The organism is Streptococcus mitis (assembly GCF_026782895.1).
In the GTDB taxonomy this organism is placed as follows: domain Bacteria; phylum Bacillota; class Bacilli; order Lactobacillales; family Streptococcaceae; genus Streptococcus; species Streptococcus mitis_CB.
Map to the genome: position 1 here is coordinate 131668 of NZ_JAKUXJ010000006.1, position 25979 is coordinate 157646.

The following is a 25979-nucleotide window of genomic DNA, read 5'->3' on the forward strand; positions in this document are numbered from 1 at the left end:
CAACCGCCTCAACCAAGTCTTCCACAGACTGGGCTGTCTTGATGGCATCCTTGATGCGTACTGCCATTTCTTGATTGACCTGATAGATAGTGGTTAGGTCTGGATTGGACAAGATTTGATAGCGGAGCAAGGGAAAATAGTCTTCCCAGCTCACCTTACTGGCCTGCTCAAATAGGGCAATAGAAGGCATAAAGCGTTCTAAGAAATTTTTGTCTGATTGATGCTGACGGAGGGCCGTCGCTGAGGCAAAATCCACATCCTTGTCCACAGAATGGTAACCCGCACCCTGACGCTGAATCGGATAAAGTTTGATGTTTCGTCCCGCAACCGCCTTGGCATAAGCAAGAGCAAGGACATGATTGGGCGTATTGCCTGAAAAATCAAGACCAGCAAATTCCTTCCACATAGCTTGGGTTTTCTGGGGATAGGAAAGGGAATCAGGCAGATTTTCCACAAACTTCTCCATCTCAGCACCTTGCTCTGTGTATAAGTCAGCGATTTTTTGATAATCCAGAACTTCCTCCGTCCCAAATGCTAGAGTATCAATGCCCAACCGAGCCAAGATATCCACAGCTCCTTGACCGAAGAAATCTGCTGCCTGAACACTGACTAAAAAGGGTAATTCCACTACCAGATCCGCTCCATTTTCCAGCGCCATCTGGGCCCGTGCCCACTTATCCACAATAGCAGGCTCTCCACGTTGCATGAAATTTCCAGACATGGCTACGATTTTCAGTCCCTCTGCCTGTTCCAGCAGGTATTTATGCCCATTATGAAAAGGATTGAACTCCGCAATAATACCTGTGATGGTCATAGTGATCTCCTACTTCTGCGCCACAAAAAACCAACGGGTACTTGTCTCTCTCGGCTCCTTGTCCTCAAAGTCTGCATAGAGTTTGAAAGACTTAAACCCAGCCTGCTCCAGCAAGATATCATAGGTCAAGACTTCGTATGTACGCTCCTCATGCACTTCATCGTGGCGACTAAAGGAACCATCGGCTTCCTTGATAAAGAAAGTCAACTCATGAACGATAGAGTGAGGCGCTGCATCCTCATAGGTATCCCATAGCATGGCGAAATCTTCCGCATTTTCATGGTAGGAATAGCCTGGAAAAATTTCATCTGTCTGGTAGGTCGAATGCACATCAAAGATGAAAACTCCATCTTCATTAAGGGCATTATACACTTCCTTAAAAACATCCCCTACTTCCACCTCATCCTGCATGTAGCAGATTGAGTCCGAGTAACACGTGACAAAATCATATTGACCTGCCTTGGACAAATCTAGCATATTGCCTTCAATAAAATCAATCTTTTGCTTTGCGGAAGCAGCTCTCTTCTCAGCAATCTTCAACATATCCGCACTCAAATCAAGTCCTGTCACATCAAAACCTGCCTGAGAAAAGCGCACAGATTGAATTCCTGTCCCACAAGCCAATTCCAAGAGTTTCTTTCTCTCCTTGGTCTTAGGCAAATGACGCAGAGAAAAATCCGTCCATTTGTCGTATAAACTATCATCCATCACAGCATCGTAAACAGCCGCAAAAGTTTCATAAGTTGCCATAATCATGATACCAAGAGCCTCCATGGCAAAACACCACTCGCCCTATACCTTTCTATCAATTTCTTCTAAAAAAGCAAATAAAACCCAGTTGACTGCAACTGAGTTCGTCTTCTAAGCAAGAGCTTCTGAAATATCTACTGAGTCCGCCTCATGCCATAGTTTTTCTAGATTATAGTGGGCACGCATTTCTTCTGAGAAGATATGCACAACAACAGCACCGAGGTCCAGCAAGACCCAGCCTCCAGCTGCATCGCCTTCTACATGACTTCCTTTAAAGCCTGCTTCAGCTACTTTTTCACGGATATTGTCAGCGATAGCGTCCAACTGACGGCTATTCATCGAGCTAGTAATAACAAAGTAGTCAGTCACACTGGTTAAATCTTGTACATCAAGTGCGAGGATATCCTCCGCACGTTTCTCATCAGCCGCTTTCACGACTAGTTCTAGTAATTCTTTTTCGTTCATTTAATCCTCTTTTTTAGAAAATATGTTTGTAATCTAGGACATCTGCAAAGCGCTCCTCCCAAATGTCCTCATAAAATTCATTAATCGTTTCTGCTGGAATATCATCCCCATCAAACGTTGTGCAAGTTCCTTCTGGAATAATAAGCTGATAGCCATATTCAAAGGCAACCTTGACAGAGGTATCCACACAATATTCTGTCTGCATACCACATAAAACTAATTTTTCAATCCCCTGTTTATCCAAGTATTCTTTTAAACCAGTTTCTTTGAAAATACTGTTATACTTCTTCTGAAAGACCTTTTCATTAGGTTTTCGATTTAAAAGTCCAGATATCTGCCAATCTTCTGATGTTTGAGCTTCAGAATCCTCAATATGTTGAACATAGATAATTTCGATATTCTTGCTTCTAGCCTGGTTTTGTAAATAAGAAATTTTTTCCAATAGACTATTTGTCTGAAAACCGGTTTCCACTAAAATATTCTGAACATCAATGATTATAAAAGCCGTCTTCATTTAGTCCTCTTTCAAATAGTGCACAAAGGCGTTATAGGTTTCAAGGGTTTGGGGATAGATGGGGAATCCCTGATGAGCTAGATGCTCCACAGTTCGAGCTGTTTCGTAGGCCACCGCCTTATTAAGCGATAAACTTGCAATCTCACGCGCCACATCTACTCCAGGAAAGGCACGATTGTGCTCTATATAGTCTGCGACATAGATAACCTTGTCTAGGTCTGTCATCTGAGCCGCCCCGACTGTATGGATTTCGATAGCTCGCAGGATTTCAGAATCATGCAAATTCAAATCTTCCTGAATCTTGTAGATGCCAATCATGCCATGCCAGACATTATTGCCCCAGTTTTTGAGATCAGAATCTAGCTGGTAACGGTCAATCAAATCCAGAAATTCCTGATCTGACAGCTTTTTAGCATAGTCATGAAGAAGGCCTGCAAGACCTGCTTTCTCGGCATCGACTCCAAATCGCTGAGCCAATTCTATGGCTGCACTCTCCACACCCAAGCAATGGGTTAAGCGTTTTTCAGGCAGAAGCTCTGCCATTTTTTCCAACAAAGCCTCACGAGAGCAGTTGATATAGTCTTGATAGGCCATCAGTAGAGCCCCTCCTTCTCGATGTAGTCTAGCACAGGCTGAGGCAGGAGAAAGTTGGGTTTCCGACCTTGGGCAAGGAAGGCACGCACCATGCTGGACGAGATATCCATGAGAGGCACATCCACCCAGATAACGGGATAGGAAGTCCCTGCCTTGTAGCGTGGGCGCTGAACCCCTACAAACTGAACCATATCGACCAACTCATCAATTCGGTACCACTTGGGCAGATAGTCTACCATGTCGGCACCGATGATAAAGTAATAATCTGTATCTGGATTCTTCTCAGTTAGAAGCTTCATGGTGTCGTAGGTATAAGAAATGCCCTTGCGCTCTAGCTCGATTGTTTCAATGTCCAGACCTTCAATCCCCTCAATCGCCAATTCAAGCATCTTGAGACGATGGTGTTCAGGGATGGTTTCCTTTTTATCTACGTGAGGAGGTTGGTACTCAGGCATGAGCAAAACTTGATCCAGTCCTAACTGCTGGCGTACTTGGTCCGCAACGATGAGATGGGCATTGTGAACAGGGTTAAAATTCCCCCCTAAAATCCCGACTTGTTTGCGTTTTTTCTCCTTGATTTCTGGCTCCAACTCTACCTTGGTAAAGGGAGTCAATAGTTCGATTGCCATAGGCTAGTCTCCTTTATTTCTCTGTAAAAACAGTTGTTTGGAGTAGTTTTTAGATTTCTTTGACTTTTTTAGAAATCTTGCGATTTTCTTTCTTGCTGGATTGTTTAAACAAAATCAAGATGCGTCCGATTTTTTGGACTGTATCCACACCGATTTCTTCTTCCAAGATTTCAGCTACTTCGTGGATATTTTCATCTGTGTTTTGTAAGAGCGTTACTTTAATCAATTCACGAGCGTCAAGAGCTTGACGGACGCTGGTTTTGATTTGGTCGTTGAGTCCATTTTTTCCAATTTGGATGATGGGTTTGAGGGTATGTGCCTGGCTGTTGAGGAAGGCACGTTGCTTTGATGTTAATGACATAATTTTCTTCCTTGTTTTTTTGATAGTTATTTTAGGTGGTGAGGGACGGTCGGAACTAATTTTTCAAAGATCTCATCTTTGGAAAATGGATTTCCTGACCTCACAATTGAGCCTTGGTCTCAATTGTGCCCCTTGCCAATCTACAGATTGGCAAGATACCACGGCAATAACTATCTTTTTATGAGCTCACTTTGTTCGCTCAGTGATTTTAGTTTAAATAATTGCTTTTCGTGTGACGACGGCGACGCCTTCTGGTGCCCAGACGGCGACTTTGGCTGTGCCTGTTACACGGATCCAGCCGAGTCCAGAGATGACTAGGTCTGTCTTTTCCTTAATGTTAAATACATGTTGGACTAGTTTTGGAAAATCTTCTTTTTCCTTGCTATTTGGAGGAGTGAGAAGGCTTCCAAGGTGCTTGTCGTAGAAAGCACTAGCTCCTTCTAGCTTAGTACGATGCAATTTGAGTTCATTGTCAAAGAAGGCTGTAAAACCTTGCTTTTCTCCTGCAATAAAGTCAAAGCGTCCGAGTCCACCTAAAAACAGGGTTTGCTCAGGATTAAGCTGATAGGTTTTAGGCTTGATTTCCTTTTTAGGACTGACATACTTGAGATTTTTAGCCGTCAAGTAATGGGCCATTTGGTGACGATGGATGATTCCCGGCGTATCGTAGATATAAGATCCATCATCAAGCGGGATCTCAATTTTATCCAAGGTTGTCCCTGGGAAGCGTGAAGTCGTAATGACGTTCTGGTCACCCGTGATTTCTTGGATAATGGCATTGATTAGGGTAGATTTTCCAACGTTGGTTACACCGACCACATAGACATCGCGACCCTTACGGTAGTGCTCGATTTTGTCAATGACTTCCTTAATGGCATGTTTGTTTTGGGCTGAAGTTAGGACGACATCCACAGGACGAAGCCCTTCTTCGTGGGCACGCTCCATGAGCCACTGGCTAATCTTGCTCGGCTTAACTGACTTGGGCAGGATATCTTTTTTATTTCCGACCAAGAGGACATCATTGCCCGATACAAAACGTGGCAAGCCTGGGATAACAGAGCCATTAAAGTCAAAGATATCAATGACATTGACTACTAGGGCATCACTATCTCCCACCTCGTGCAAGAGCTTGAGGAAATCATCATCCGTCAACTGAACATCAGTGATTTCATTGTAGTGGCGGAGACGGAAACAACGTTGGCAATAGACTTCGCCTGTCTCCAAGCCTTTTTCAAGTGCCGACTGGGGGGTAAAACCAAGACCATCCTTGTCTGTCGTCTGAATGGTTGCTCCACAACCAATACAGAGAATTTCTTCCATAGTTAAATTCCTTTTTTATATGTAATCGGTCCGTACTTTTCAGTGATTTTTCGCATAACACGGCGCTCACGAGCACGGTTAATCTGAGTCTTGATAGAGTCGTGCTGAACCAAGGGCCTGACCAAGATTGAGCGAATGCCTGCACGGTGGGCTGCTCGAATATCTGTCATGAGCTGGTCGCCAACCATGACCACTTCACTTTTCTCATAGTGGAATTCCTTCATGGCACGGTCAATCCCAAATGTGAAGGGCTTCAGAGCCCAATAAACGTAATCAATTCCAAACTTCTCAACTGCGCGTTGGACTCGTTTTTTGGTGTTATTTGAGACCACAATGATGCGAATACCCGCGTCACGGAGATCATGTAGCCATTGCTTCATCTCTGGCGTCCCGTCAGGGTTGTTCCAAGCAATGAGGGTATTGTCCAAATCGACCAAAACAGCCTTGATTCCCTGCGCCTGCAGGCTTGGGACTGTCAGATCATAGACTGCTTCCACAGCAAAATCTGGCATATAGTTTTCAATCGCCATTCAGGCTCCTTTTCTTAACTTTTTTTAGCAATTTTCCTTAGCAACAATGACAGGACAATCCACAAACCAGCACTGGCCAAACTAATGTAGAGCCAAGCATGGGGCTCATCTGTTAAAGGGAGCGGAACATTCATTCCGAAAAAGCCTGTAACTACTGCCAAAACAGCTAGCAAGACTGAAATGATAGTCAAGGTTGTCAAATTATCATTCAGATTATTATTTAGGATATTGTTGTAAGATGCTGATAGTTGTTGAAGAACTTGAGAAATCAAGTCTGTCATGGATACTAGCTGATGAGCCTCAATCATGGCATCATCAAACTGCTCTCTCTCAATCTCGTTAAAACTGCGATAGAGGGCATGCCCTTGAATATGTTCCAGCAACATGCGATTTTGCTTAGCAGCCGCAGTGAGGTAAACCATACCAGTCTCCAAGTCGGAAAGGGCAAAAAGGTTTTTCTTAGTCGTCCGCTGGCGCAAGAGGCCATTGACCTCATCCTTACTCTTATCCATCTGCTCGATGACAGGATAGTAGGCATTACTGATGATTTCCAGACTGGCAAAGAGAAACTTGTAAATCGAAAGCATGTCATGACTCTCCAGATAACGGGTCATCTGTTCAATGACATAGGCGTTCTTGGTATTACTAATGGTAATCAGGCGACGATGTTCCACGATAAAGGTCATGGGAAAAGCTTCATAGTATGCCTTATCCTTTTTCAAGTTCAAGACATTGTAGATAAAGGTCACAGTCCCATTTTCACGGTGATAATCCATGTGGGCACGCTCATTTCTATCCAGCGCATATTCGATGGTTTCCTTGTCCAAACCGTAGATTTCAGAAAGGTCCTCTAGTTTTTTCAACTTGTCCAAATCTAGGTTAATCCAGGTACAACCATTGCCCAACTGTTTTTCTAAAAACATCTTCTCTCCTTTACCAAACTCTTTCTATTGTACCATAAATCTGCTAAAATTTCAGGCCTGGTCTGTCCGAGAGTAATTGCTGACGACGGTGATATTCCGATTGGGAACGAAGTGCAGAACCTGATCTTCTCCTCTGAGTTGCGTTGTTCGAATACCGACACTAACCACCTTGCCCGAGACAGTAATAGGACCATTTGTCAGAACTACCTCATCTCCCACATCCAGTTGACGTTCAAAGAGGATGAAAAAGCCATTGATGACATCAGACAGAAAACCTTGGGCTCCCATCCCAATAGCCACCCCAGCAATCCCAGCCCCTGCCAGCAAACTCGAAACTGGCAAACCCAAAATAGACAAGATACAGTAAAGTAAAAAGAAATAAAGGGTATAATTAAACACATTTTCTAACAGACGTGAGATGGTTTTCTGACGCCCGACATCATGACGAGACATTTTTAGAGAAGGTTTAACAATTCTCTGCACCATGGTATGGAGCAGTTTCTTAGCTATATAAAATAGTAAAAATAGAAATAACAGAGAAATTAACTTGGTTAAGATATTCTCAATAATCGTTGTTATATCAAGCTTATTGAGGTAGGTTTGAAAAAATTCTTGCATAGAAAACTCCTTTCATTTATTATACCATACTTTCACAAGTGATGAATCTCCATAAATATTCAAAAATAATAGCCAAAATAGACAGAAAATTCTTGATTTTAGCTCATATTTATACTATAATCATAAACATTACACAACAAAGGAGATTGTTATGAAAAAAATCATTCATGCTTGGAATAAGGCAAGCCTAATCAAACGGATTTTGATTGGTATGCTTATTGGAGGAACCCTAGGGCTGACACTTCCTAACATTTCAGGAATTGGTCTACTTGGAGATCTCTTTGTTGGCGGTCTAAAAGCCATCGCACCCATTCTAGTCTTTGCTCTCGTTGCTAACGCCCTTTCCCAACATCAAAAGGGACAAGATAGCAACATGAAAACGGTTATCTTCCTTTACTTGGTAGGAACCTTTGCAGCGGCGCTTGTTGCTGTCCTAGCAAGCTTCATTCTCCCTGTTGAGATTACCCTAAATAGTGCTAATACCGATATTGCTCCACCAGATGGGATTGGACAAGTCCTCAGCAACCTCTTGCTCAAACTGGTTGACAACCCAGTCAATGCCCTTGTCACAGCCAACTACATCGGTATCCTATCCTGGGCAGTTGTTTTCGGGATTGCTATGAGAGAAGCCAGCAAAAATAGTAAAGAATTGCTGAAAACCATAGCTGATGTGACTTCTAAGATTGTCGAATGGATTATCAACCTAGCTCCATTTGGTATCCTTGGTCTTGTCTTCAAAACCATCTCTGATAAGGGAATCGGAAGCCTCGCTAACTACGGAATCTTGCTTGCCCTCTTGGTGACAACTATGTTCTTTGTCGCTCTGGTTGTCAATCCATTGATTGCCTTTCTCTTTATGAAGAGAAATCCTTATCCCCTCGTTTGGAAATGTTTGCGTGTCAGCGGTGTTACAGCCTTCTTTACTCGTAGTTCTGCGGCGAACATCCCTGTCAACATGAAACTTTGTCACGACCTTGGACTAGATCCAGATACCTATTCGGTTTCTATCCCACTCGGCTCTACTATCAACATGGCCGGGGCAGCGATTACTATTAACGTTTTAACCCTTGCTGCAGTAAATACTTTGGGAATCCCTGTTGACTTTGCGACAGCCTTTGTCCTCAGTGTTGTAGCAGCAATATCAGCCTGTGGTGCTTCTGGTATTGCGGGAGGTTCCCTTCTTCTTATCCCAGTTGCTTGTAGCCTTTTCGGTATTTCTAACGATATTGCCATGCAAGTTGTCGGAGTTGGCTTTGTGATTGGGGTCATCCAAGACTCATGTGAAACAGCCCTCAACTCTTCTACAGACGTCCTCTTTACTGCCGTTGCCGAATACGCAGCAACCCGTAAAAAATAATCTATAAAGACAAGCCTGCTCAGGTCTTGTCTTTTCCGCTTTTATTCTAGTCTTATTAGGAAATTCTTATGTCTATTAGCCAACGTACGACCAAGCTCATCTTAGCCACCTGTCTTGCCTGTCTTCTTGCTTATTTTCTCAATCTTTCTTCTGCAGTTTCAGCCGGAATTATCGCTCTCTTAAGCCTATCTGATACTCGTAGAAGCACTTTAAAATTGGCCCGCAATCGTCTTTTTTCTATGCTTCTAGCTCTGGCTATTGGGGTTTTGGTCTTTCACTTGAGCGGATTTCATATCTGGAGCCTTGGCCTCTATTTGGCCCTATACGTTCCTCTAGCTTACAAGATGGGCTGGGAAATTGGCATCACACCAAGTAGCGTTTTGGTTAGCCACCTCTTGGTACAAGAGTCAACCTCTCCAGACCTCCTAGTCAATGAATTCCTTCTCTTTGCTATCGGTACAGGATTTGCCTTGCTTGTCAATCTCTACATGCCTTCACGAGAAGAGGAAATTCATCACTACCACACATTGGTAGAAGAAAAGTTAAAAGATATTCTCCAGCGCTTCAAATATTATTTATCCAGAGGGGACGGACGCAACCGAGCACAGCTGGTTGAAGAATTGGACACCCTTTTGGAAGAGGCACTCAGACTAGTCTATTTGGATCACTCTGACCACCTCTTTCACCAAACCGACTACCATATCCACTATTTTGAAATGAGACAGCGACAAAGTCGTATCCTGCGAAATATGGCCCAGCAAATCAACACCTGTCACCTAGCTGCCAGTGAAAGCCTAATTTTGGCCCAACTCTTTTCAAAAATTGCCGGTCAACTGAGCCAGACCAATCCTGCTTCTGATTTGCTAGATGAAATTGAACGTTATCTGGAAGTCTTCCGTAACCGCAGTCTCCCCAAGACAAGAGAAGAATTTGAAACCCGCGCCACACTTCTTCAACTCCTACGTGAAGCCAAAACCTTCATCCAAGTAAAAGTTGATTTTTACCAAAAATATGGACAGTAAAAAAGAAAACTTCAGACCAATCACAAAAGGTGAATAGCTGAAGTTTTCTTTTATTTGTAAGTTAGCACCATAAAGGTTAATAGTAAAACGAATAAGGCTTAATATTCAACATCTTTTTATAGAATGCTGAGATAAAATACTGCAAACTTGGCAGTATTATTATCCACTACACGGAGTTTGGCAAATCGATATTATTCGTAAAACTTTACTAGTGGAGCACCTAGCCAAGTTCCATAGAAACTTGGCATTAGTTACTTTGATTGTTATACAATCAAATAAATTTACTGAACTAAAACACGGAGTTTTACAAACCAATTTTATTTACCAAACGTAGTTAGTAAGGCAGTTAGCTAGTTCGCTTCCTTACCATTACGACGGAAAAATCCACGAATCGATAATATTCGTGGATTTTTCTTAGTGAAGCGTTTAGGTAAGCCGCCATAGCGGTTACCGTCAAATGACAGCAACTTTATGTTGCTAGTCATTTGTAACGATTTACATTTTTTCCTCCAACTCTACGTCTGGATACTTGTCTGCAAACCAGCGGAGGGAAAAGTCGTTTTCAAAGAGGAAGACTGGTTGGTCGAAACGGTCTTTAGCCAAGATATTTCGGCTTGACGACATCCGTTCATCCAAATCCTCAGGCTTGATCCAACGAACGGTCTTTTTACCCATTGGGCTCATAACGACTTCCGCATTGTACTCGCCTTCCATGCGATGTTTAAAGACTTCAAACTGGAGTTGACCAACAGCTCCCAGCATGTACTCGCCTGTTTGGTAATTCTTATAAAGCTGGATGGCTCCTTCTTGTACCAGTTGCTCAATCCCCTTATGGAAGGATTTTTGCTTCATGACATTCTTAGCAGAAACTTTCATGAAAATTTCAGGTGTAAAGGTTGGTAGGGGTTCAAATTCAAACTTGTTTTTTCCAACTGTTAAAGTGTCCCCAACCTGATAAGTACCGGTATCGTAAACACCGATGATATCACCTGCCACGGCATTGGTCACATTCTCACGACTTTCCGCCATAAACTGAGTAACATTAGATAGTTTAGCACCCTTACCAGTGCGAGGTAGGTTGACACTCATACCACGCTCAAATTCACCTGATACGACACGGACAAAGGCGATACGGTCACGGTGACGAGGGTCCATGTTGGCTTGGATTTTAAAGACAAATCCTGAGAAATCCTTGTCGTAAGGATCTACAATTTCACCGTCTGTTTTCTTGTGTCCATGTGGTTCTGGAGCAAACTTGAGGAAGGTCTCAAGGAAGGTCTGCACACCAAAGTTAGTAAGAGCTGAACCGAAGAAAACAGGTGTTAATTCTCCAGCCAGAATAGCTTCCTCTGAAAACTCATTCCCAGCTTCATTTAAAAGCTCAATGTCATCTTTGACTTGTTCGTAGAAGGGATTGCTACCAAAAAGCTTGTCCCCATCTTCTAGACTGGCAAAACGCTCATCGCCTTTGTAGAGTTCCAAGCGTTGGTTATAGAGGTCATAGAGCCCTTCAAAGGCTTTCCCCATCCCGATTGGCCAGTTCATCGGATAGCTGGCAATGCCCAAAACTTCTTCCAATTCTTGCAAGAGGTCTAGCGGTTCACGACCGTCACGATCTAGCTTGTTCATAAAGGTAAAGACTGGAATGCCACGATGTTTCACAACCTCGAACAATTTCTTGGTTTGGGCCTCGATACCCTTGGCAGAGTCCACCACCATGACAGCAGCATCCACCGCCATCAAGGTACGATAGGTATCTTCTGAAAAGTCCTCGTGTCCTGGTGTGTCGAGGATATTCACGCGCTTACCATCGTAGTCAAACTGCATCACAGATGAAGTAACCGAAATACCACGTTGCTTCTCGATATCCATCCAGTCAGACTTGGCAAAAGTCCCTGTTTTCTTTCCTTTTACAGTACCAGCCTCACGAATCTCGCCCCCAAAGTAGAGCAATTGCTCAGTGATGGTTGTTTTCCCCGCGTCCGGGTGGGAGATGATGGCAAAGGTACGACGTTTCTTAATTTCTTCTTGAATATTCATAAGTTCTCTTTCTTTGATTCTCTATTTTTCCTGTTTCAATAGCTAAGAATGATTTTTACATTGGATTGTACCATTCCTTTCAACATTCCATTATATCGGATTTTAGCATTTTTTTCAATTTCTATTTCTTTTCACTTCCCCCTCCCTTATTTATAGGAAAATATGGTAAAATAGAACAGACTAAAAATCATCATTTCACGAAAGGATGCAAGATGAAAATTACGCAAGAAGAGGTAACACACGTTGCCAATCTTTCAAAATTAAGATTCTCTGAAGAAGAAACTGCTGCCTTTGCGACTACCTTGTCTAAGATTGTGGACATGGTTGAATTGCTGGGCGAAGTTGACACAACTGGTGTTGCACCAACTATGACTATGGCTGACCGCAAGACTGTACTCCGCCCTGATGTGGCCGAAAAAGGAACAGACCGTGATCGCTTGTTTAAAAACGTACCTGAAAAAGATAACTATTATATCAAGGTGCCAGCTATCCTAGATGATGGAGGAGATGCCTAATGACTTTTAATAACAAAACTATTGAAGACTTGCACAATCTCCTTGTATCTAAGGAAATTTCTGCAACCGAACTAACGCAAGCAACGCTTGAAGATATCAAATCTCGCGAGACAGCTATCAACTCTTTTGTTACCATCGCTGAAGAGCAAGCTCTTGCCCAAGCTAAAGCCATTGATGAAGCTGGAATCGATGCTGATAATGTCCTTTCAGGAATTCCACTTGCAGTTAAGGATAACATCTCTACAGACGGTATTCTCACAACTGCTGCCTCAAAAATGCTCTACAACTATGAGCCAATCTTTGATGCGACTGCTGTTGCCAATGCAAAATCTAAAGGTATGATTGTCGTTGGGAAAACCAACATGGACGAATTTGCCATGGGTGGTTCTGGTGAGACTTCTCACTATGGTGCCACTAAAAATGCTTGGGACCAAAACAAGGTTCCTGGTGGTTCATCAAGTGGTTCTGCTGCAGCTGTAGCTTCAGGCCAAGTCCGCTTGTCGCTTGGTTCTGACACTGGTGGTTCCATCCGCCAACCTGCTGCCTTCAACGGGATCGTTGGTCTCAAACCAACCTACGGAACAGTTTCACGTTTCGGTCTCATTGCCTTTGGTAGCTCATTAGACCAGATTGGACCTTTCGCACCAACTGTTAAGGAAAATGCCCTCTTGCTCAACGCTATTGCCAGCGAAGATGCCAAAGACTCTACTTCTGCTCCTGTCCGCATTGCCGACTTTACTTCAAAAATCGGCCAAGACATCAAGGGCATGAAAATTGCTTTACCTAAAGAATATCTTGGCGAAGGAATTGACCCAGAGGTTAAGGAAACCATTCTTAATGCCGCTAAACACTTTGAAAAATTGGGTGCTATTGTCGAAGAAGTCAGCCTGCCTCACTCTAAATACGGTGTTGCCGTTTACTATATCATCGCTTCATCAGAAGCTTCATCAAACTTGCAACGTTTTGACGGTATCCGTTACGGCTATCGTGCAGAGGATGCGACTAACCTTGATGAAATCTATGTAAACAGCCGTAGCCAAGGTTTCGGTGAAGAAGTGAAACGCCGTATCATGCTTGGTACATTCAGTCTTTCATCAGGTTACTATGACGCCTACTATAAGAAGGCTGGTCAAGTCCGTACCCTCATCATCCAAGATTTCGAAAAAGTCTTCGCGGATTACGACTTGATTTTGGGACCAACTGCACCAAGTGTTGCTTATGACTTGGACTCACTCAATCACGATCCAGTTGCCATGTACTTGGCTGACCTCTTGACTATTCCTGTCAACTTGGCAGGTCTTCCAGGAATTTCGATTCCTGCTGGATTCTCTCAAGGACTACCTGTCGGTCTGCAATTGATTGGCCCTAAGTACTCTGAGGAAACCATTTACCAAGCTGCTGCTGCTTTTGAAGCAACAACAGACTACCACAAACAACAACCCGTGATTTTTGGAGGTGATAACTAATGAACTTTGAAACAGTCATTGGACTTGAAGTCCACGTAGAGCTCAACACCAATTCAAAAATCTTCTCACCTACTTCTGCCCACTTTGGAAATGACCAAAACGCTAACACTAACGTGATTGACTGGTCTTTCCCAGGAGTTCTGCCAGTTCTCAATAAAGGTGTTGTTGATGCTGGTATTAAGGCAGCTCTTGCCCTCAACATGGACATACACAAAAAGATGCACTTTGACCGCAAGAACTACTTCTATCCTGATAATCCCAAAGCCTACCAAATTTCTCAGTTTGATGAACCAATTGGTTACAATGGATGGATTGAAGTCGAGCTAGAAGACGGTACAACTAAGAAAATCGGTATCGAACGCGCTCACTTGGAAGAAGATGCAGGTAAAAATACCCATGGTACAGATGGTTACTCTTATGTTGACCTCAACCGCCAAGGTGTGCCTTTGATTGAGATTGTATCTGAAGCCGACATGCGTTCGCCAGAAGAAGCCTATGCTTATCTGACAGCCCTCAAGGAAGTTATCCAGTATGCTGGCATTTCTGACGTTAAAATGGAAGAAGGTTCCATGCGTGTGGATGCCAACATCTCTCTTCGTCCTTATGGTCAAGAGAAATTCGGTACTAAGACTGAGTTGAAGAACTTGAATTCCTTCTCAAATGTCCGCAAGGGGCTTGAATATGAAGTCCAACGTCAAGCTGAAATACTTCGCTCAGGTGGTCAAATCCGCCAAGAAACTCGGCGTTATGATGAGGCAAATAAGGCAACCATCCTCATGCGTGTCAAGGAAGGTGCTGCAGACTACCGCTACTTCCCAGAACCAGACCTACCCCTCTTTGAAATCTCAGACGAGTGGATCGAAGAAATGCGGACAGAATTACCAGAGTTTCCAAAAGAACGCCGTGCGCGTTATGTATCTGACCTTGGCTTGTCAGACTACGATGCTAGCCAGTTGACTGCAAATAAAGTCACTTCTGACTTCTTTGAAAAAGCTGTTGCCCTAGGTGGCGACGCCAAACAAGTCTCTAACTGGCTCCAAGGTGAAGTCGCTCAATTCTTGAATGCTGAAGGCAAGACACTTGAACAAATCGAACTAACACCAGAAAACTTGGTTGAAATGATTGCCATCATCGAAGACGGCACGATCTCTTCTAAGATTGCCAAGAAAGTCTTTGTCCATCTAGCTAAAAATGGTGGTGGCGCGCGTGAATACGTGGAAAAAGCAGGTATGGTTCAAATCTCAGATCCAGCTGTTTTGATTCCAATTATCCACCAAGTCTTTGCAGATAACGAAGCTGCTGTTGCCGACTTCAAGTCAGGCAAACGCAACGCAGATAAGGCCTTCACAGGCTTCCTTATGAAAGCAACCAAAGGCCAAGCCAACCCACAAGTTGCCCTTAAACTTCTTGCTCAAGAATTAGCGAAGTTGAAAGAAGATGAATAACAGACTTTTTATATACCTTTTTCTGTTTTAGAAAGACGAAAAAATGAACAAATTTTTACGATTGCTATTTGTTTTAGTCATCATCGCTATGCTAGGCGCTTCTATACTACAAATTTTCTTTCCATCATACATGGGAAGTCACTCCGGGTATGGAATCTCTGCTGGTTGGCAACGAGAAATTGGAATATGGAACCTAGCTGTATTGATTCTTATTCTCGGTGTCAATATTAAGTACGATTGGTTCTATCTACGAATCGTGCTTCTCGCTCTCATCTTCGGTGGGATTGGAATAGGAACAAATCACTTAGTCAATTTTATGGAGTATCATTCTCCTGTAAATGCTATCGGTGCTTTCGAAAATTACTTGCTAGCGACGGGGTGGATTGTAGGATGGCTCATTGAACATCATTCCATAAAGAAGATAACTGCTAGTAAATAACGACAAGTATATCTTAGATGATTTTTAAAGGTTATAATATAGTTTAATAATCATTCAAATTAAGAGATCTACCTTTTCAATAGCCTCAATCTCATATCCTTCTTGAAGAGCTCAGCTACGACCAAGAAAGTCTTTGTTCACCTAGCTAAAAATGACGGTGGTGCGCGTGAATACGTTGAAAAAGCAGGTATGGTTCAAATTTCAGATCCAGCTGTTTTGATTCCAATTATCCACCAAGTCTTTGCCCAGGAATTAGCGAAATTGAAAGAAGATTAATATGTAAAAGAAACCAGCCCTGAGGTTGGTTTTTTTTCGCTCCTACCATCTCCCATTAACTATTTTGGCTTTATTTCCGGAAGATTTTATGGTAAAATGAAGAGTAATAATATTTATTAAAGAGGTAAAAACATGATTGAAGCAAGCAAATTGAAAGCTGGTATGACATTTGAAACTGCAGACGGAAAATTGATCCGCGTTTTGGAAGCTAGCCACCACAAACCAGGTAAAGGGAACACGATTATGCGTATGAAATTGCGTGATGTCCGTACTGGTTCTACATTTGACACAAGCTACCGTCCAGAAGAAAAATTCGAACAAGCTATTATCGAAACTGTTCCAGCTCAATACTTGTACAAAATGGATGAAACTGCCTACTTCATGAACACTGAAACTTACGACCAATACGAAATCCCAGTCGTAAATGTTGAAAATGAATTGCTTTACATCCTTGAAAACTCTGATGTGAAAATCCAATTCTACGGAACTGAAGTAATCGGTGTAACTGTACCAACTACTGTTGAATTGACAGTCGCTGAAACACAACCATCTATCAAAGGTGCTACTGTTACAGGTTCTGGTAAACCAGCAACTATGGAAACTGGACTTGTTGTCAACGTTCCTGACTTCATCGAAGCTGGACAAAAATTGATCATCAACACTGCAGAAGGAACTTACGTTTCTCGTGCCTAATCTCTAGAAAGAGGTCATTCTATGGGAATTGAAGAACAATTTGGCGAAATCGTTATCGCTCCACGTGTACTTGAAAAAATCATTGCCATCGCAACTGCTAAAGTTGATGGTGTCCACTCATTTTCAAATAAATCCGTATCTGATACCCTATCAAAACTCTCTCTTGGTCGTGGCGTCTACTTAAAAGAAAGCAACGAAGAACTAACTGCTGACATCTATCTCTACCTTGAGTACGGTGTGAAGGTACCAAAAGTTGCTCTTGCTATTCAAAAAGCAGTCAAAGATGCTGTCCGTGATATGGCTGATGTGGAACTTGCTGCTGTCAACATCCATGTTGCAGGAATCGTTCCAGATAAAACACCAAAACCTGAGTTGAAAGATCTATTTAACGAGGACTTCCTCAATGACTAGTCCATTATTAGAATCTAGACGTGAACTTCGAAAATGCGCTTTTCAAGCTCTCATGAGCCTTGAATTCGGCACAGATATAGAAACAGCTTGTCACTTTGCCTACACGCATGACCGTGAAGATGCAGATGTACAAATCCCTGCCTTTCTTCTGAACTTGGTTTCTGGCGTTCAAGCTCAAAAAGACGAGTTGGATAAACAAATCAATCAGCACCTCAAGTCAGGCTGGACAGTTGAGCGCTTGACCTTGGTCGAAAAAAACTTACTACGCTTAGGTATCTTTGAAATCACATCATTTGATACACCTCAGCTGGTAGCAGTCAATGAAGCTATTGAACTTGCTAAGAATTTTTCAGATCAAAAATCAGCCCGTTTTATCAATGGACTGCTTAGTCAATTTGTAACTGAAGAAAATGAATAATCGAAAAGGTGTTTGGTCTTCCAAGCACCTTTTGACTTTCCCCTTGATATAAAGTAAGAGCCACATAAAAACTAGAACTGGCAATCAGTTCTAGTTTTTATGTATTCTGAGGTATTAGTATTTTCTAAATCGTTGGTAACGCTCTTCCAACAATGCTTCTAACGGTTTTTGTAAAAGTATAGCTAGCTCATCTTGGAGTTCTTTTTTGACATTCTTAATTAGTTCTTTGCTAGAAAGTCCTGCTTCAGAAATCACCTTATCTACCACATCCATTTCTAACAATTCATGTGAAGTGATTTTCATCAGTTCTGCCGCTTCCATGGCACGAGTACCATCCTTCCATAGAATGGAAGCAAAACCTTCTGGGCTGAGAATGGCATAGATAGAATTCTCCAGCATCCAGACACGGTCTGCGACTGCTAGAGCCAGAGCTCCTCCTGAACCACCTTCACCGATAATAATGGCGATAATAGGAACTTTCAGGTCACTCATTTCCATGAGATTGCGAGCGATAGCTTCCCCTTGACCACGTTCTTCCGCTCCCACACCAGGATAGGCACCTGCAGTATTGATAAAGGTCACAACTGGACGGCCAAACTTTTCAGCCTGTTTCATTAAACGTAGAGCCTTGCGGTAGCCTTCTGGATGCGGTTGTCCAAAATTCCGCTTGAGGTTATCTTGTAAACTCTTGCCTTTTTGAATACCAACCACTGTTACAGCTTGGTCCCCAAGCCAGCCGATACCACCAACAACTGCACCATCATCACGAAAAGAACGGTCACCATGTAATTGGATAAATTCATCAAAAATGCCTGCCGCAAAGTCCAAGGTTGTCAAGCGACTCTGCTCACGCGCTTCTCTGACTATTTTTGCAATATTCATCTAGGACTCCCTCCGTGTAATCTGACTAGGCTAGCAATCGTATCTGGCAAGTCTCTTCTTTTTACAATAGCATCCACAAAGCCATGTTCCAGTAGAAATTCTGCCTTTTGGAAATCCTCAGGCAAACTTTCACGAACCGTGTTTTCAATCACACGACGCCCAGCAAAACCGACCAAACTCTGTGGTTCAGCCAGAATAATATCGCCTTCCATAGCGAAAGAAGCTGTCACACCACCTGTCGTTGGATCTGTCAAAATGGTCAGATAAAAGAGACCAGCATTTGAATGGCGTTTAACAGCTGCAGAAATCTTGGCCATCTGCATGAGACTCATGATTCCTTCCTGCATACGGGCTCCACCAGATGCTGTGAAGAGAACAACTGGCAACTGTTCAACAGTCGCATACTCAAACAAACGAGTGATTTTTTCACCTACAACTGTACCCATAGAAGCCATGATAAAATTGGAATCCATAATCCCAAGAGCCACAGTCTGACCTTTAATAAGAGCTGTTCCTGTCACAACGGCTTCATCCAGACCTGTTTTTTCACGCATAGTTGCTAGTTTCTTTTGGTAATCAGGGAAATGCAAGGGATCCTTACTTTCAATCCCTGTAAACAATTCCTTGAAGGTTCCCATATCAATCGTCAAAGCCAAGCGTTCTTGGGCAGAAATACGAAAGGTATAGCTACAATGTGGACAAATACGCTCACTTCCCAGATCCTTTTGATAGATGGTATGCTTACAACCCGGACACTGGGAGAATAATTCATCTGGAACCTCTGGCTTGGCTTGAGGTTTTTCCCTAACTGAACGATTGGGATTGATTCGAATATACTTATCTTTTTTACTAAATAGAGCCATTAATTCCCCTTTTCGGTTTAAACTCTTGAAGTCATTTTATTCTTTTTCTTGATATTTGGGTAAGAAGGTTTCCATCAAGAAGGAAGTATCATAATCTCCAGCAATGACATTGCGATCTGAAATGAGGTCAAGCTGAAAATCTGCGTTGGTCTGCACCCCTTCAATCTCTAATTCATAGAGGGCGCGTTGCATTTTCATCAAGGCATCAAAACGATTTTCACCGTGAACGATGATTTTAGCAATCATACTATCATAATAAGGCGGAATGGTATAGCCTGGATAAACTGCTGAATCCACGCGCAAGCCAACTCCTCCACTTGGCAGATGGAGATTAGTAATCTTACCTGGACTTGGAGCAAAATTGAAGGATGGATTTTCAGCATTGATACGACACTCGATGGCATGACCGCGTAGGACAATATCTTCTTGCTTAACAGACAGAGGCTGACCTGCCGCAATGCGAATCTGTTCCTTAACGATATCCACACCTGAAACAAATTCTGTTACTGGATGTTCCACCTGAACACGAGTATTCATTTCCATGAAATAGAAGTTTCCACTGGCTTCATCGAGAAGAAATTCAATGGTCCCTGCATTCTCATAGCCAACAGACTCTGCTGCTCGAACAGCAGCAGCACCGATTTCATTACGCAACGTTTTTCCGATTGCAATCGAAGGACTTTCTTCCAAAACCTTTTGGTTATTCCGTTGAAGAGAACAATCCCGCTCACCTAAATGAATCACATTTCCGTGCTCATCTCCTAGAATTTGAACTTCAATATGACGAGCTGGATAGATGACCCGTTCTATGTACATAGCACCATTGCCATAATTGGCCTTGGCTTCACTAGAGGCAGTTTCAAAGGCTGATACGAGGTCTTCTGGTTTTTCAACCTTACGAATCCCTTTACCACCTCCACCTGCTGAAGCCTTGAGCATAACAGGGTAGCCAATTTTTTCAGCAACAATCAAAGCTTCTTCAGAGTTATGGACTTCTCCATCTGAACCTGGAATGACAGGCACACCTGCTTTTATCATCTGAGCACGCGCATTGATTTTGTCTCCCATCATATCCATGACATGACCAGATGGGCCGATAAACTTGATTCCCACCTCTTCACACATGGTTGCAAATTTGGAATTTTCACTGAGAAATCCAAAACCTGGGTGAATGGCTTCTGCCTCAGTCAAGACTGCAGCTGATAGAACCGCATTGATATTGAGATAAGACTCTGTTGCCTTGCCAGGGCCGATACAAACTGCTTCATCTGCCAAAAGCGTATGAAGGGCTTCCTTATCAGCAGTTGAATAAACCGCCACCGTTGCGATTCCCAACTCACGCGCCGCACGGATAATACGAACCGCAATTTCACCACGATTGGCAATTAAAATTTTTCGAAACATGGAGAACCTCCTTAGTTCCCTATTGCAAAGGTAAGAGTACCACTGGCCGCAAGCTTGCCATCCACTTCAGCCTTTGCTTCAACCACGGCAATGGTGCCACGACGTTTGACAAAAGTCGCTGTCATAACCAATTGGTCACCTGGTACAACTTGCTTCTTGAACTTAACCTTGTCCATACCAGCGTAAAAGACTAGTTTCCCCTTATTTTCAGGTTTTGATAACTCCAAGACACCAGCTGTTTGCGCCAAGGCTTCCATAATCAGAACACCTGGCATGACAGGGTATTGAGGAAAATGACCGTTAAAGAAGGGCTCATTGATAGTCACATTTTTGATGGCAACAATGGTGTCCTCGCTCACTTCCAATACACGGTCTACTAGGAGCATAGGATAACGGTGGGGAAGGGCTTCTTTGATTCCTTGAATATCGATCATTTGATACGTACCAATCCTTTACCAAACTCAACCATTTCTTCGTTAGAAACGAGAATTTCCGTTACCACACCATCCTTAGGAGCTGGGATTTCATTCATGACTTTCATAGCTTCGATGATCACCAATGTTTGACCTTTTTTGACACTATCACCAACTGAAACGAAGGCAGGTTTATCAGGTCCAGCAGCCAAGTAAGCCACCCCAACAAGTGGGCTCTCTACAACATCTCCCTCAGCAGCTACACTTGCTTCAACTGAAGCAGGAACTTCTTCCACTACAGTTTCTACTGGAGCAGATGTTGAAGCTACTGGACTTGGTGTTGCTACAGCAGGCGCAGGAGCGACCTGAGGTGCAACTTCAGGCACAAGTCTAGCTTCATTCTTGCTAAACTGTAACTCATCCGTCCCATTTCTATAAGAAAATTCTCTCAAACTTGATTGGTCAAATTGAGCCATCAAGTCTTTAATATCGTTTAAATTCATAGTTATTTATTCTCCCAACGTTTGAAAGCAAGAACTGCATTGTGGCCACCAAAACCAAAAGTATTTGAAATAGCGTATGGAATTTCTTGCTCCAAGCCTTGTCCATAAACGACATTGGCTTCGATATAATCTGATACTTCACTTGTTCCAGCTGTCATTGGTACAAAGTTATGACGCATAGCCTCGATTGTTACGATAGCTTCTACTGCACCTGCAGCACCCAGCAAATGTCCTGTGAATGATTTGGTTGATGATACAGGCACTTCCTTACCAAGAACAGCTACGATGGCACCACTTTCTCCTTTTTCATTAGCAGGAGTTGACGTTCCGTGAGCATTGACATAGGCTACTTGCTCTGGAGAAATCTCAGCTTCCTCCAAGGCTAGTTTGATGGCTTTGATAGCTCCTTGACCTTCTGGATGAGGAGAAGTCATATGGTAGGCATCACAAGTATTTCCGTAACCAACCACTTCAGCAAGGATAGTAGCCCCACGTTTTTCAGCGTGTTCAAGGCTTTCAAGAACTAACATCCCAGAACCTTCACCCATGACAAAACCATTACGGTCCTTATCAAATGGAATGGAAGCACGAGTTGGGTCCTCTGTAGTTGAGAGAGCAGTTAGGGCTTGGAAACCAGCAATAGCAAAAGGTGTAATAGAAGCTTCTGACCCACCTACCAACATGACATCTTGGAAGCCAAACTTAATTGAACGGAAGGCATCACCAATCGCGTCATTTGATGAAGCGCAGGCAGTATTGATAGATTTACAAACACCGTTTGCTCCAAAACGCATAGCAACATTTCCTGAAGCCATATTTGGCAAGGCTTTTGGAAGGGTCAATGGTTTCAAACGTTTTGGTCCTTTGTCATTTAGGCGAAGCACTTGATCTTCAATTTCCTTGATTCCACCAATACCAGAGGCCACAATAACACCAAAACGATCTTTATCAAGAGCCTCTACATCTAAATTGGCATGATTGACAGCTTCTTGAGCCGCATACAAGGCATATAAAGAATAGTTATCAAAACGATTGGTATCTTTCTTTACAAAGTATTTATCAAAAGGAAAATCTTGGATTTCTGCTGCATTATGAACATCAAAGTCGCTATGATCAAATTTCGTAATTTGACCAATTCCGATTTTTCCAGTTGTCAAACTATTCCAAAATTCTTCTGGTGTATTTCCGATTGGAGATGTTACTCCATAACCTGTTACTACTACGCGATTTAGTTTCATCTTTTTCACCTCTAGCTTCTGCTACATACTTAAGCCACCATCAATGGCAACCACTTGACCAGTTAGATAATCTTGGCCTGCTAAAAATACTGTCAAATCTGCAACCTGCTCCGCTTGTCCAAATTCTTTCATAGGAATTTGAGCCAGCATAGCATCTTTTACCTTGTCTGATAGAACAGCTGTCATATCGGACTCAATCATTCCAGGTGCAATAGCGTTAACCCTGATATTGCGATTGGCCACTTCACGAGCCACAGACTTGGTAAAACCAATCAAACCAGCCTTAGAAGCTGCATAGTTAGCTTGACCGATATTTCCCATCAAACCAACAACACTAGACATATTAATGATAGCACCTTCTCTGGCTTTCATCATCGGTTTCAAGACTGATTGTGTCATGTTAAAGGCACCAGTCAAGTTAACCTTGAGCACTTTTTCAAAATCCGCCTCTGTCATCTTGAGCATAAGGGTATCTTGGGTAATCCCTGCATTATTGACCAAAACATCTACTGAACCCAGCTCTGCAATAGCTTGATCAACCATACGCTTAGCGTCTGCAAAATCTGACACGTCTCCTGATATAGGAACCACCTTGACACCATAGTTTGAAAACTCAGCGAGCAATTCTTCTGAGATTGCCCCACGACTGTTTAAAACAATATTGGCTCCTGCTTGAGCAAACTTGTGGGCGATGGCAAGACCAATTCCACGACTCGAACCTGTAATAAAGATATTTTTATTTTTTAGTTGCATTCTTTTCTCCTGTTTCCTCTTGTATTTATGGGAGAAGGGATTACTTGTTTTCTAGCAAAGTTTCCAAACTAGCCTGATCTTCAACATTGGCTAGTTTAGCGGTCTTATCAATTTTTTTGACAAAGCCTGACAAGACTTTCCCCGGGCCAATCTCGATAAAGTTGGTTACGCCTGCTTCTTGCATAACCGCAATACTTTCATAGAAACGAACTGGTTCCTTGATCTGACGCGTCAAAAGTTGAGCAATGTCTTCTTTTTTCATGACCGTAGCTTCTGTATTGCCGACTAGGGGACAAGTAAAATCTGAAAAACTTACCTGAGCTAGAGTTTCAGCTAGTTTCTGGCTAGCAGGCTCAAGGAGAGCGGTATGAAAAGGTCCTGAAACCTTGAGAGGAATCAAGCGTTTAGCTCCTACTTCCTGCAAGAGTTCAACAGCTCGGTCAACTGCAGTCACTTCTCCACCAATCACAATTTGTGCAGGTGTATTATAGTTGGCTGGGGTAACTACTCCAAGTTCAGAAGCTTTTCGACAGACTTCTTCAATAACCTCTACTGGCGTATTGAGAACTGCTACCATCTTGCCAGAACCAGCAGGGGCCGCTTCTTCCATATAGGCTCCACGCTTAGCTACCAAGGCTACCGCATCTTCAAAATCTAAGGCACCACTGGCCACCAAGGCAGAATATTCTCCAAGGGACAAACCAGCAACCATATCAGGCTGATAGCCCTTTTCTTGCAATAAACGGTAGATAGCAACTGAAGTTGCTAAAATAGCTGGTTGCGTATAGCGGGTCTGATTGAGTTTTTCTTCTTCTGTATCAATAAGATAACGCAAATCATAACCGAGTACCTGACTCGCTTGATCAATCGTTTCTTTGACAATCGGATACTGATTATAGAGTTCCCGTCCCATACCTAGATACTGGGCACCTTGACCAGCAAATAAAAAGGCTGTTTTAGTCATTTCTTACAACTCCTGCCCAACGAGAGGCTTCTTCTTGAATTTTCTTAGCTGCTCCGTAATACAAATCTTTTAGGATTTCTTCAACAGTTTCTTCTTTGGAAACAAGCCCTGCAATTTGACCTGCCATGACAGAGCCTCCATCCACATCTCCGTGAACAACCGCTTTGGCTAGAGCACCTGCTCCCATTTGTTCAAAAATTTCCAAATCTGGATTTTCTTGTTTAAAAGCATCTTTTTCAGCTTGTTCAAAATCACGAGTCAACTGATTTTTAATCGCACGAACAGCATGTCCAAAGTGTTGAGCTGAAATCGTAGTATCAATATCTCTAGCTTTTAAAATTTTCGCCTTATAATTTGGATGGGCATTAGACTCTTTTGCAACGACAAAACGAGTTCCAACCTGAACAGCCTCTGCACCTAGCATAAAGCCAGCCGCAGCACCTTCACCATCCGCAATCCCTCCTGCAGCAATAACAGGAACAGATACAGCAGCAGCAACCTGGCGCACCAAGGTCATGGTTGTTAATTTACCAATATGCCCCCCAGCTTCCATTCCTTCTGCAATAACGGCATCCGCACCGATTTTTTCCATGCGTTTCGCTAGGGCAACACTTGGCACAACAGGAATAACCGTAATACCAGCTTCATGGAAACGTTCCATGTATTTGCTTGGATTTCCTGCGCCTGTTGTAACTACCTTAACCCCTTCCTCGATAACGAGGTCTACAATATCTTCCACAAAGGGAGACAAGAGCATGATGTTGACACCAAAGGGTTTATCAGTCAATGATTTGATTTTATCAATATTTGCCTTGACAACTTCTTTAGGGGCATTCCCCCCACCGATAATCCCTAGTCCTCCAGCCTTGGAAACAGCTCCTGCCAAATCACCATCAGCAACCCAGGCCATTCCTCCTTGAAAAATAGGATAATCAATGTTCAATAATTCTGTAATACGCGTTTTCATAGTGCCTCCATCGTTTCTTGCTTACGTAATAGTTCGATACCGTCATAATTTGACAATCAAACTATTGCCTAAACAAGAGGGAGCGGGTTTCCCTACTCCTTCTATTTATATTCTGTTTATTTTGTTTGCTCTTCAACATAGGCAACCAAGTCACCAACTGTTTTCAAGTCATCTTCTGCTTCGATTTGGATATCAAAAGCATCTTCGATTTCTGAGATTACTTGGAACAAGTCCAATGAATCTGCGTCCAAATCATCAAAAGTTGATTCAAGTGTTACTTCTGATGCGTCTTTTCCAAGTTCTTCAACGATAATTTCTTGTACTTTTTCAAATACTGCCATGATAGGACTCCTTTAAAATAAATAGTTTTTTTATAACAATGTGTTCACCAC

General features: G+C 42.7%; 32 protein-coding genes and 1 pseudogene (1 of these 33 running past the window's edge). 10 read left to right on the forward strand and 23 right to left on the reverse strand.

Annotated features, from left to right (window positions below):
* The 11 genes from MK480_RS08240 to MK480_RS08290 form a co-directional block, all read right to left on the reverse strand.
* On the reverse strand, positions 1-814 hold the 5' portion of the coding sequence (locus tag MK480_RS08240) for a nucleotidyltransferase (RefSeq protein WP_268707503.1). Its footprint begins 284 nt before the window's first position; 814 of the gene's 1098 nt are visible here — the first part of the coding sequence; its start codon is at positions 812-814; the stop codon falls past the left edge of the window.
* Between the two features lie 9 nt (positions 815-823).
* Positions 824-1564, reverse strand: a complete 741-nt coding sequence (locus MK480_RS08245; RefSeq protein ID WP_326845944.1) for a class I SAM-dependent DNA methyltransferase — start codon at positions 1562-1564, stop codon at positions 824-826.
* A 111-nt stretch (positions 1565-1675) separates the two neighbouring features.
* Positions 1676-2029 (reverse strand): ribosome silencing factor, encoded by a 354-nt coding sequence (gene rsfS / locus MK480_RS08250; RefSeq protein WP_124787858.1) that lies wholly within the window; start codon positions 2027-2029, stop codon positions 1676-1678.
* A 13-nt stretch (positions 2030-2042) separates the two neighbouring features.
* Entirely contained in the window at positions 2043-2543 is a 501-nt protein-coding gene (locus MK480_RS08255; protein WP_261095633.1) for a cysteine hydrolase family protein, read from the reverse strand.
* Complete coding sequence (gene yqeK / locus MK480_RS08260; protein WP_268707505.1) at positions 2544-3137, reverse strand: bis(5'-nucleosyl)-tetraphosphatase (symmetrical) YqeK; 594 nt, start codon at positions 3135-3137, stop codon at positions 2544-2546. It lies immediately after the preceding gene.
* Positions 3137-3766: a nicotinate-nucleotide adenylyltransferase gene (locus tag MK480_RS08265; RefSeq protein ID WP_268707506.1), complete on the reverse strand. Its 630-nt coding sequence runs from the start codon at positions 3764-3766 to the stop codon at positions 3137-3139. Before MK480_RS08265 ends, yqeK begins: the two co-directional genes overlap by 1 nt.
* A gap of 49 nt (positions 3767-3815) precedes the next feature.
* Complete coding sequence (yhbY, locus tag MK480_RS08270) at positions 3816-4127, reverse strand: ribosome assembly RNA-binding protein YhbY (protein ID WP_000060169.1); 312 nt, start codon at positions 4125-4127, stop codon at positions 3816-3818.
* Positions 4128-4340: 213 nt separating this feature from the next.
* Entirely contained in the window at positions 4341-5447 is a 1107-nt protein-coding gene (gene yqeH, locus MK480_RS08275) for a ribosome biogenesis GTPase YqeH (protein ID WP_153199161.1), read from the reverse strand.
* Between the two features lie 2 nt (positions 5448-5449).
* Entirely contained in the window at positions 5450-5977 is a 528-nt protein-coding gene (locus tag MK480_RS08280; protein WP_153199162.1) for a YqeG family HAD IIIA-type phosphatase, read from the reverse strand.
* A 14-nt stretch (positions 5978-5991) separates the two neighbouring features.
* A complete protein-coding gene (locus MK480_RS08285; RefSeq protein ID WP_004260845.1) occupies positions 5992-6900 on the reverse strand; it encodes a magnesium transporter CorA family protein in 909 nt (302 codons plus the stop codon).
* Between the two features lie 51 nt (positions 6901-6951).
* On the reverse strand, positions 6952-7518 hold the full coding sequence (locus tag MK480_RS08290) for a mechanosensitive ion channel family protein (RefSeq protein ID WP_268707507.1): 567 nt from the start codon (positions 7516-7518) through the stop codon (positions 6952-6954).
* Positions 7519-7669: 151 nt separating this feature from the next.
* Here MK480_RS08290 and sstT point away from each other — a divergent pair, with 151 nt between their 5' ends.
* Both sstT and MK480_RS08300 read left to right on the forward strand, forming a co-directional pair.
* Positions 7670-8875, forward strand: a complete 1206-nt coding sequence (gene sstT / locus MK480_RS08295; RefSeq protein WP_268707508.1) for a serine/threonine transporter SstT — start codon at positions 7670-7672, stop codon at positions 8873-8875.
* Positions 8876-8943: 68 nt separating this feature from the next.
* Complete coding sequence (locus MK480_RS08300) at positions 8944-9897, forward strand: aromatic acid exporter family protein (RefSeq protein WP_268707509.1); 954 nt, start codon at positions 8944-8946, stop codon at positions 9895-9897.
* Between the two features lie 350 nt (positions 9898-10247).
* Here the strand turns inward: MK480_RS08300 and MK480_RS08305 are convergent, their stop codons facing one another.
* Both MK480_RS08305 and MK480_RS08310 read right to left on the reverse strand, forming a co-directional pair.
* A complete protein-coding gene (locus tag MK480_RS08305; protein WP_268707510.1) occupies positions 10248-10382 on the reverse strand; it encodes a hypothetical protein in 135 nt (44 codons plus the stop codon).
* 10 nt (positions 10383-10392) lie between these two features.
* Complete coding sequence (locus tag MK480_RS08310; RefSeq protein ID WP_268707511.1) at positions 10393-11937, reverse strand: peptide chain release factor 3; 1545 nt, start codon at positions 11935-11937, stop codon at positions 10393-10395.
* Positions 11938-12149: 212 nt separating this feature from the next.
* Between MK480_RS08310 and gatC the strand changes: the two genes are divergently transcribed.
* The 8 genes and pseudogenes from gatC (at position 12150) to nusB (ending at position 17600) form a co-directional block, all read left to right on the forward strand.
* Positions 12150-12452 (forward strand): Asp-tRNA(Asn)/Glu-tRNA(Gln) amidotransferase subunit GatC, encoded by a 303-nt coding sequence (gene gatC, locus MK480_RS08315; RefSeq protein ID WP_084861666.1) that lies wholly within the window; start codon positions 12150-12152, stop codon positions 12450-12452.
* Positions 12452-13918, forward strand: coding sequence for an Asp-tRNA(Asn)/Glu-tRNA(Gln) amidotransferase subunit GatA (gatA, locus tag MK480_RS08320; protein WP_268707512.1), 1467 nt, complete (start codon positions 12452-12454; stop codon positions 13916-13918). The genes gatC and gatA overlap by 1 nt, the downstream gene beginning before the upstream one ends.
* Complete coding sequence (gene gatB, locus MK480_RS08325; RefSeq protein WP_001008653.1) at positions 13918-15363, forward strand: Asp-tRNA(Asn)/Glu-tRNA(Gln) amidotransferase subunit GatB; 1446 nt, start codon at positions 13918-13920, stop codon at positions 15361-15363. Before gatA ends, gatB begins: the two co-directional genes overlap by 1 nt.
* 43 nt (positions 15364-15406) lie before the next feature.
* Complete coding sequence (locus MK480_RS08330; protein WP_049487037.1) at positions 15407-15802, forward strand: hypothetical protein; 396 nt, start codon at positions 15407-15409, stop codon at positions 15800-15802.
* Between the two features lie 108 nt (positions 15803-15910).
* Positions 15911-16072 (forward strand): annotated as a pseudogene (locus MK480_RS08335) (GatB/YqeY domain-containing protein); the annotation flags it as partial.
* Between the two features lie 138 nt (positions 16073-16210).
* On the forward strand, positions 16211-16771 hold the full coding sequence (gene efp / locus MK480_RS08340; protein WP_000568643.1) for an elongation factor P: 561 nt from the start codon (positions 16211-16213) through the stop codon (positions 16769-16771).
* Positions 16772-16792: 21 nt separating this feature from the next.
* The gene (locus tag MK480_RS08345; protein WP_000510575.1) at positions 16793-17182 is read left to right on the forward strand and encodes an Asp23/Gls24 family envelope stress response protein; all 390 of its coding nucleotides are present in this window, start codon (positions 16793-16795) and stop codon (positions 17180-17182) included.
* On the forward strand, positions 17175-17600 hold the full coding sequence (nusB, locus tag MK480_RS08350) for a transcription antitermination factor NusB (RefSeq protein WP_261087778.1): 426 nt from the start codon (positions 17175-17177) through the stop codon (positions 17598-17600). Before MK480_RS08345 ends, nusB begins: the two co-directional genes overlap by 8 nt.
* A 114-nt stretch (positions 17601-17714) precedes the next feature.
* On the opposite strand, the gene MK480_RS08355 is transcribed toward nusB, so the two are convergent.
* The 10 genes from MK480_RS08355 to MK480_RS08400 form a co-directional block, all read right to left on the reverse strand.
* Positions 17715-18482 (reverse strand): acetyl-CoA carboxylase carboxyl transferase subunit alpha, encoded by a 768-nt coding sequence (locus MK480_RS08355; RefSeq protein WP_268707513.1) that lies wholly within the window; start codon positions 18480-18482, stop codon positions 17715-17717.
* Positions 18479-19345: an acetyl-CoA carboxylase, carboxyltransferase subunit beta gene (gene accD / locus MK480_RS08360; RefSeq protein ID WP_268707514.1), complete on the reverse strand. Its 867-nt coding sequence runs from the start codon at positions 19343-19345 to the stop codon at positions 18479-18481. Before accD ends, MK480_RS08355 begins: the two co-directional genes overlap by 4 nt.
* 36 nt (positions 19346-19381) lie before the next feature.
* Positions 19382-20749, reverse strand: coding sequence for an acetyl-CoA carboxylase biotin carboxylase subunit (accC, locus tag MK480_RS08365; protein ID WP_268707515.1), 1368 nt, complete (start codon positions 20747-20749; stop codon positions 19382-19384).
* Between the two features lie 11 nt (positions 20750-20760).
* A complete protein-coding gene (gene fabZ / locus MK480_RS08370) occupies positions 20761-21183 on the reverse strand; it encodes a 3-hydroxyacyl-ACP dehydratase FabZ (protein WP_000565515.1) in 423 nt (140 codons plus the stop codon).
* Positions 21180-21665, reverse strand: a complete 486-nt coding sequence (gene accB / locus MK480_RS08375) for an acetyl-CoA carboxylase biotin carboxyl carrier protein (protein ID WP_001052238.1) — start codon at positions 21663-21665, stop codon at positions 21180-21182. Before accB ends, fabZ begins: the two co-directional genes overlap by 4 nt.
* A gap of 2 nt (positions 21666-21667) precedes the next feature.
* On the reverse strand, positions 21668-22903 hold the full coding sequence (fabF, locus tag MK480_RS08380; protein ID WP_049544789.1) for a beta-ketoacyl-ACP synthase II: 1236 nt from the start codon (positions 22901-22903) through the stop codon (positions 21668-21670).
* A gap of 21 nt (positions 22904-22924) precedes the next feature.
* A complete protein-coding gene (gene fabG, locus MK480_RS08385; RefSeq protein WP_001176197.1) occupies positions 22925-23656 on the reverse strand; it encodes a 3-oxoacyl-[acyl-carrier-protein] reductase in 732 nt (243 codons plus the stop codon).
* Positions 23657-23696: 40 nt separating this feature from the next.
* Positions 23697-24620 (reverse strand): ACP S-malonyltransferase, encoded by a 924-nt coding sequence (gene fabD, locus MK480_RS08390; RefSeq protein ID WP_084925545.1) that lies wholly within the window; start codon positions 24618-24620, stop codon positions 23697-23699.
* Positions 24613-25587 (reverse strand): enoyl-[acyl-carrier-protein] reductase FabK, encoded by a 975-nt coding sequence (gene fabK, locus MK480_RS08395; protein ID WP_153199180.1) that lies wholly within the window; start codon positions 25585-25587, stop codon positions 24613-24615. The genes fabD and fabK overlap by 8 nt, the downstream gene beginning before the upstream one ends.
* 116 nt (positions 25588-25703) lie before the next feature.
* Entirely contained in the window at positions 25704-25928 is a 225-nt protein-coding gene (locus MK480_RS08400) for an acyl carrier protein (protein ID WP_000257838.1), read from the reverse strand.
* Positions 25929-25979: the final 51 nt, after the last annotated feature.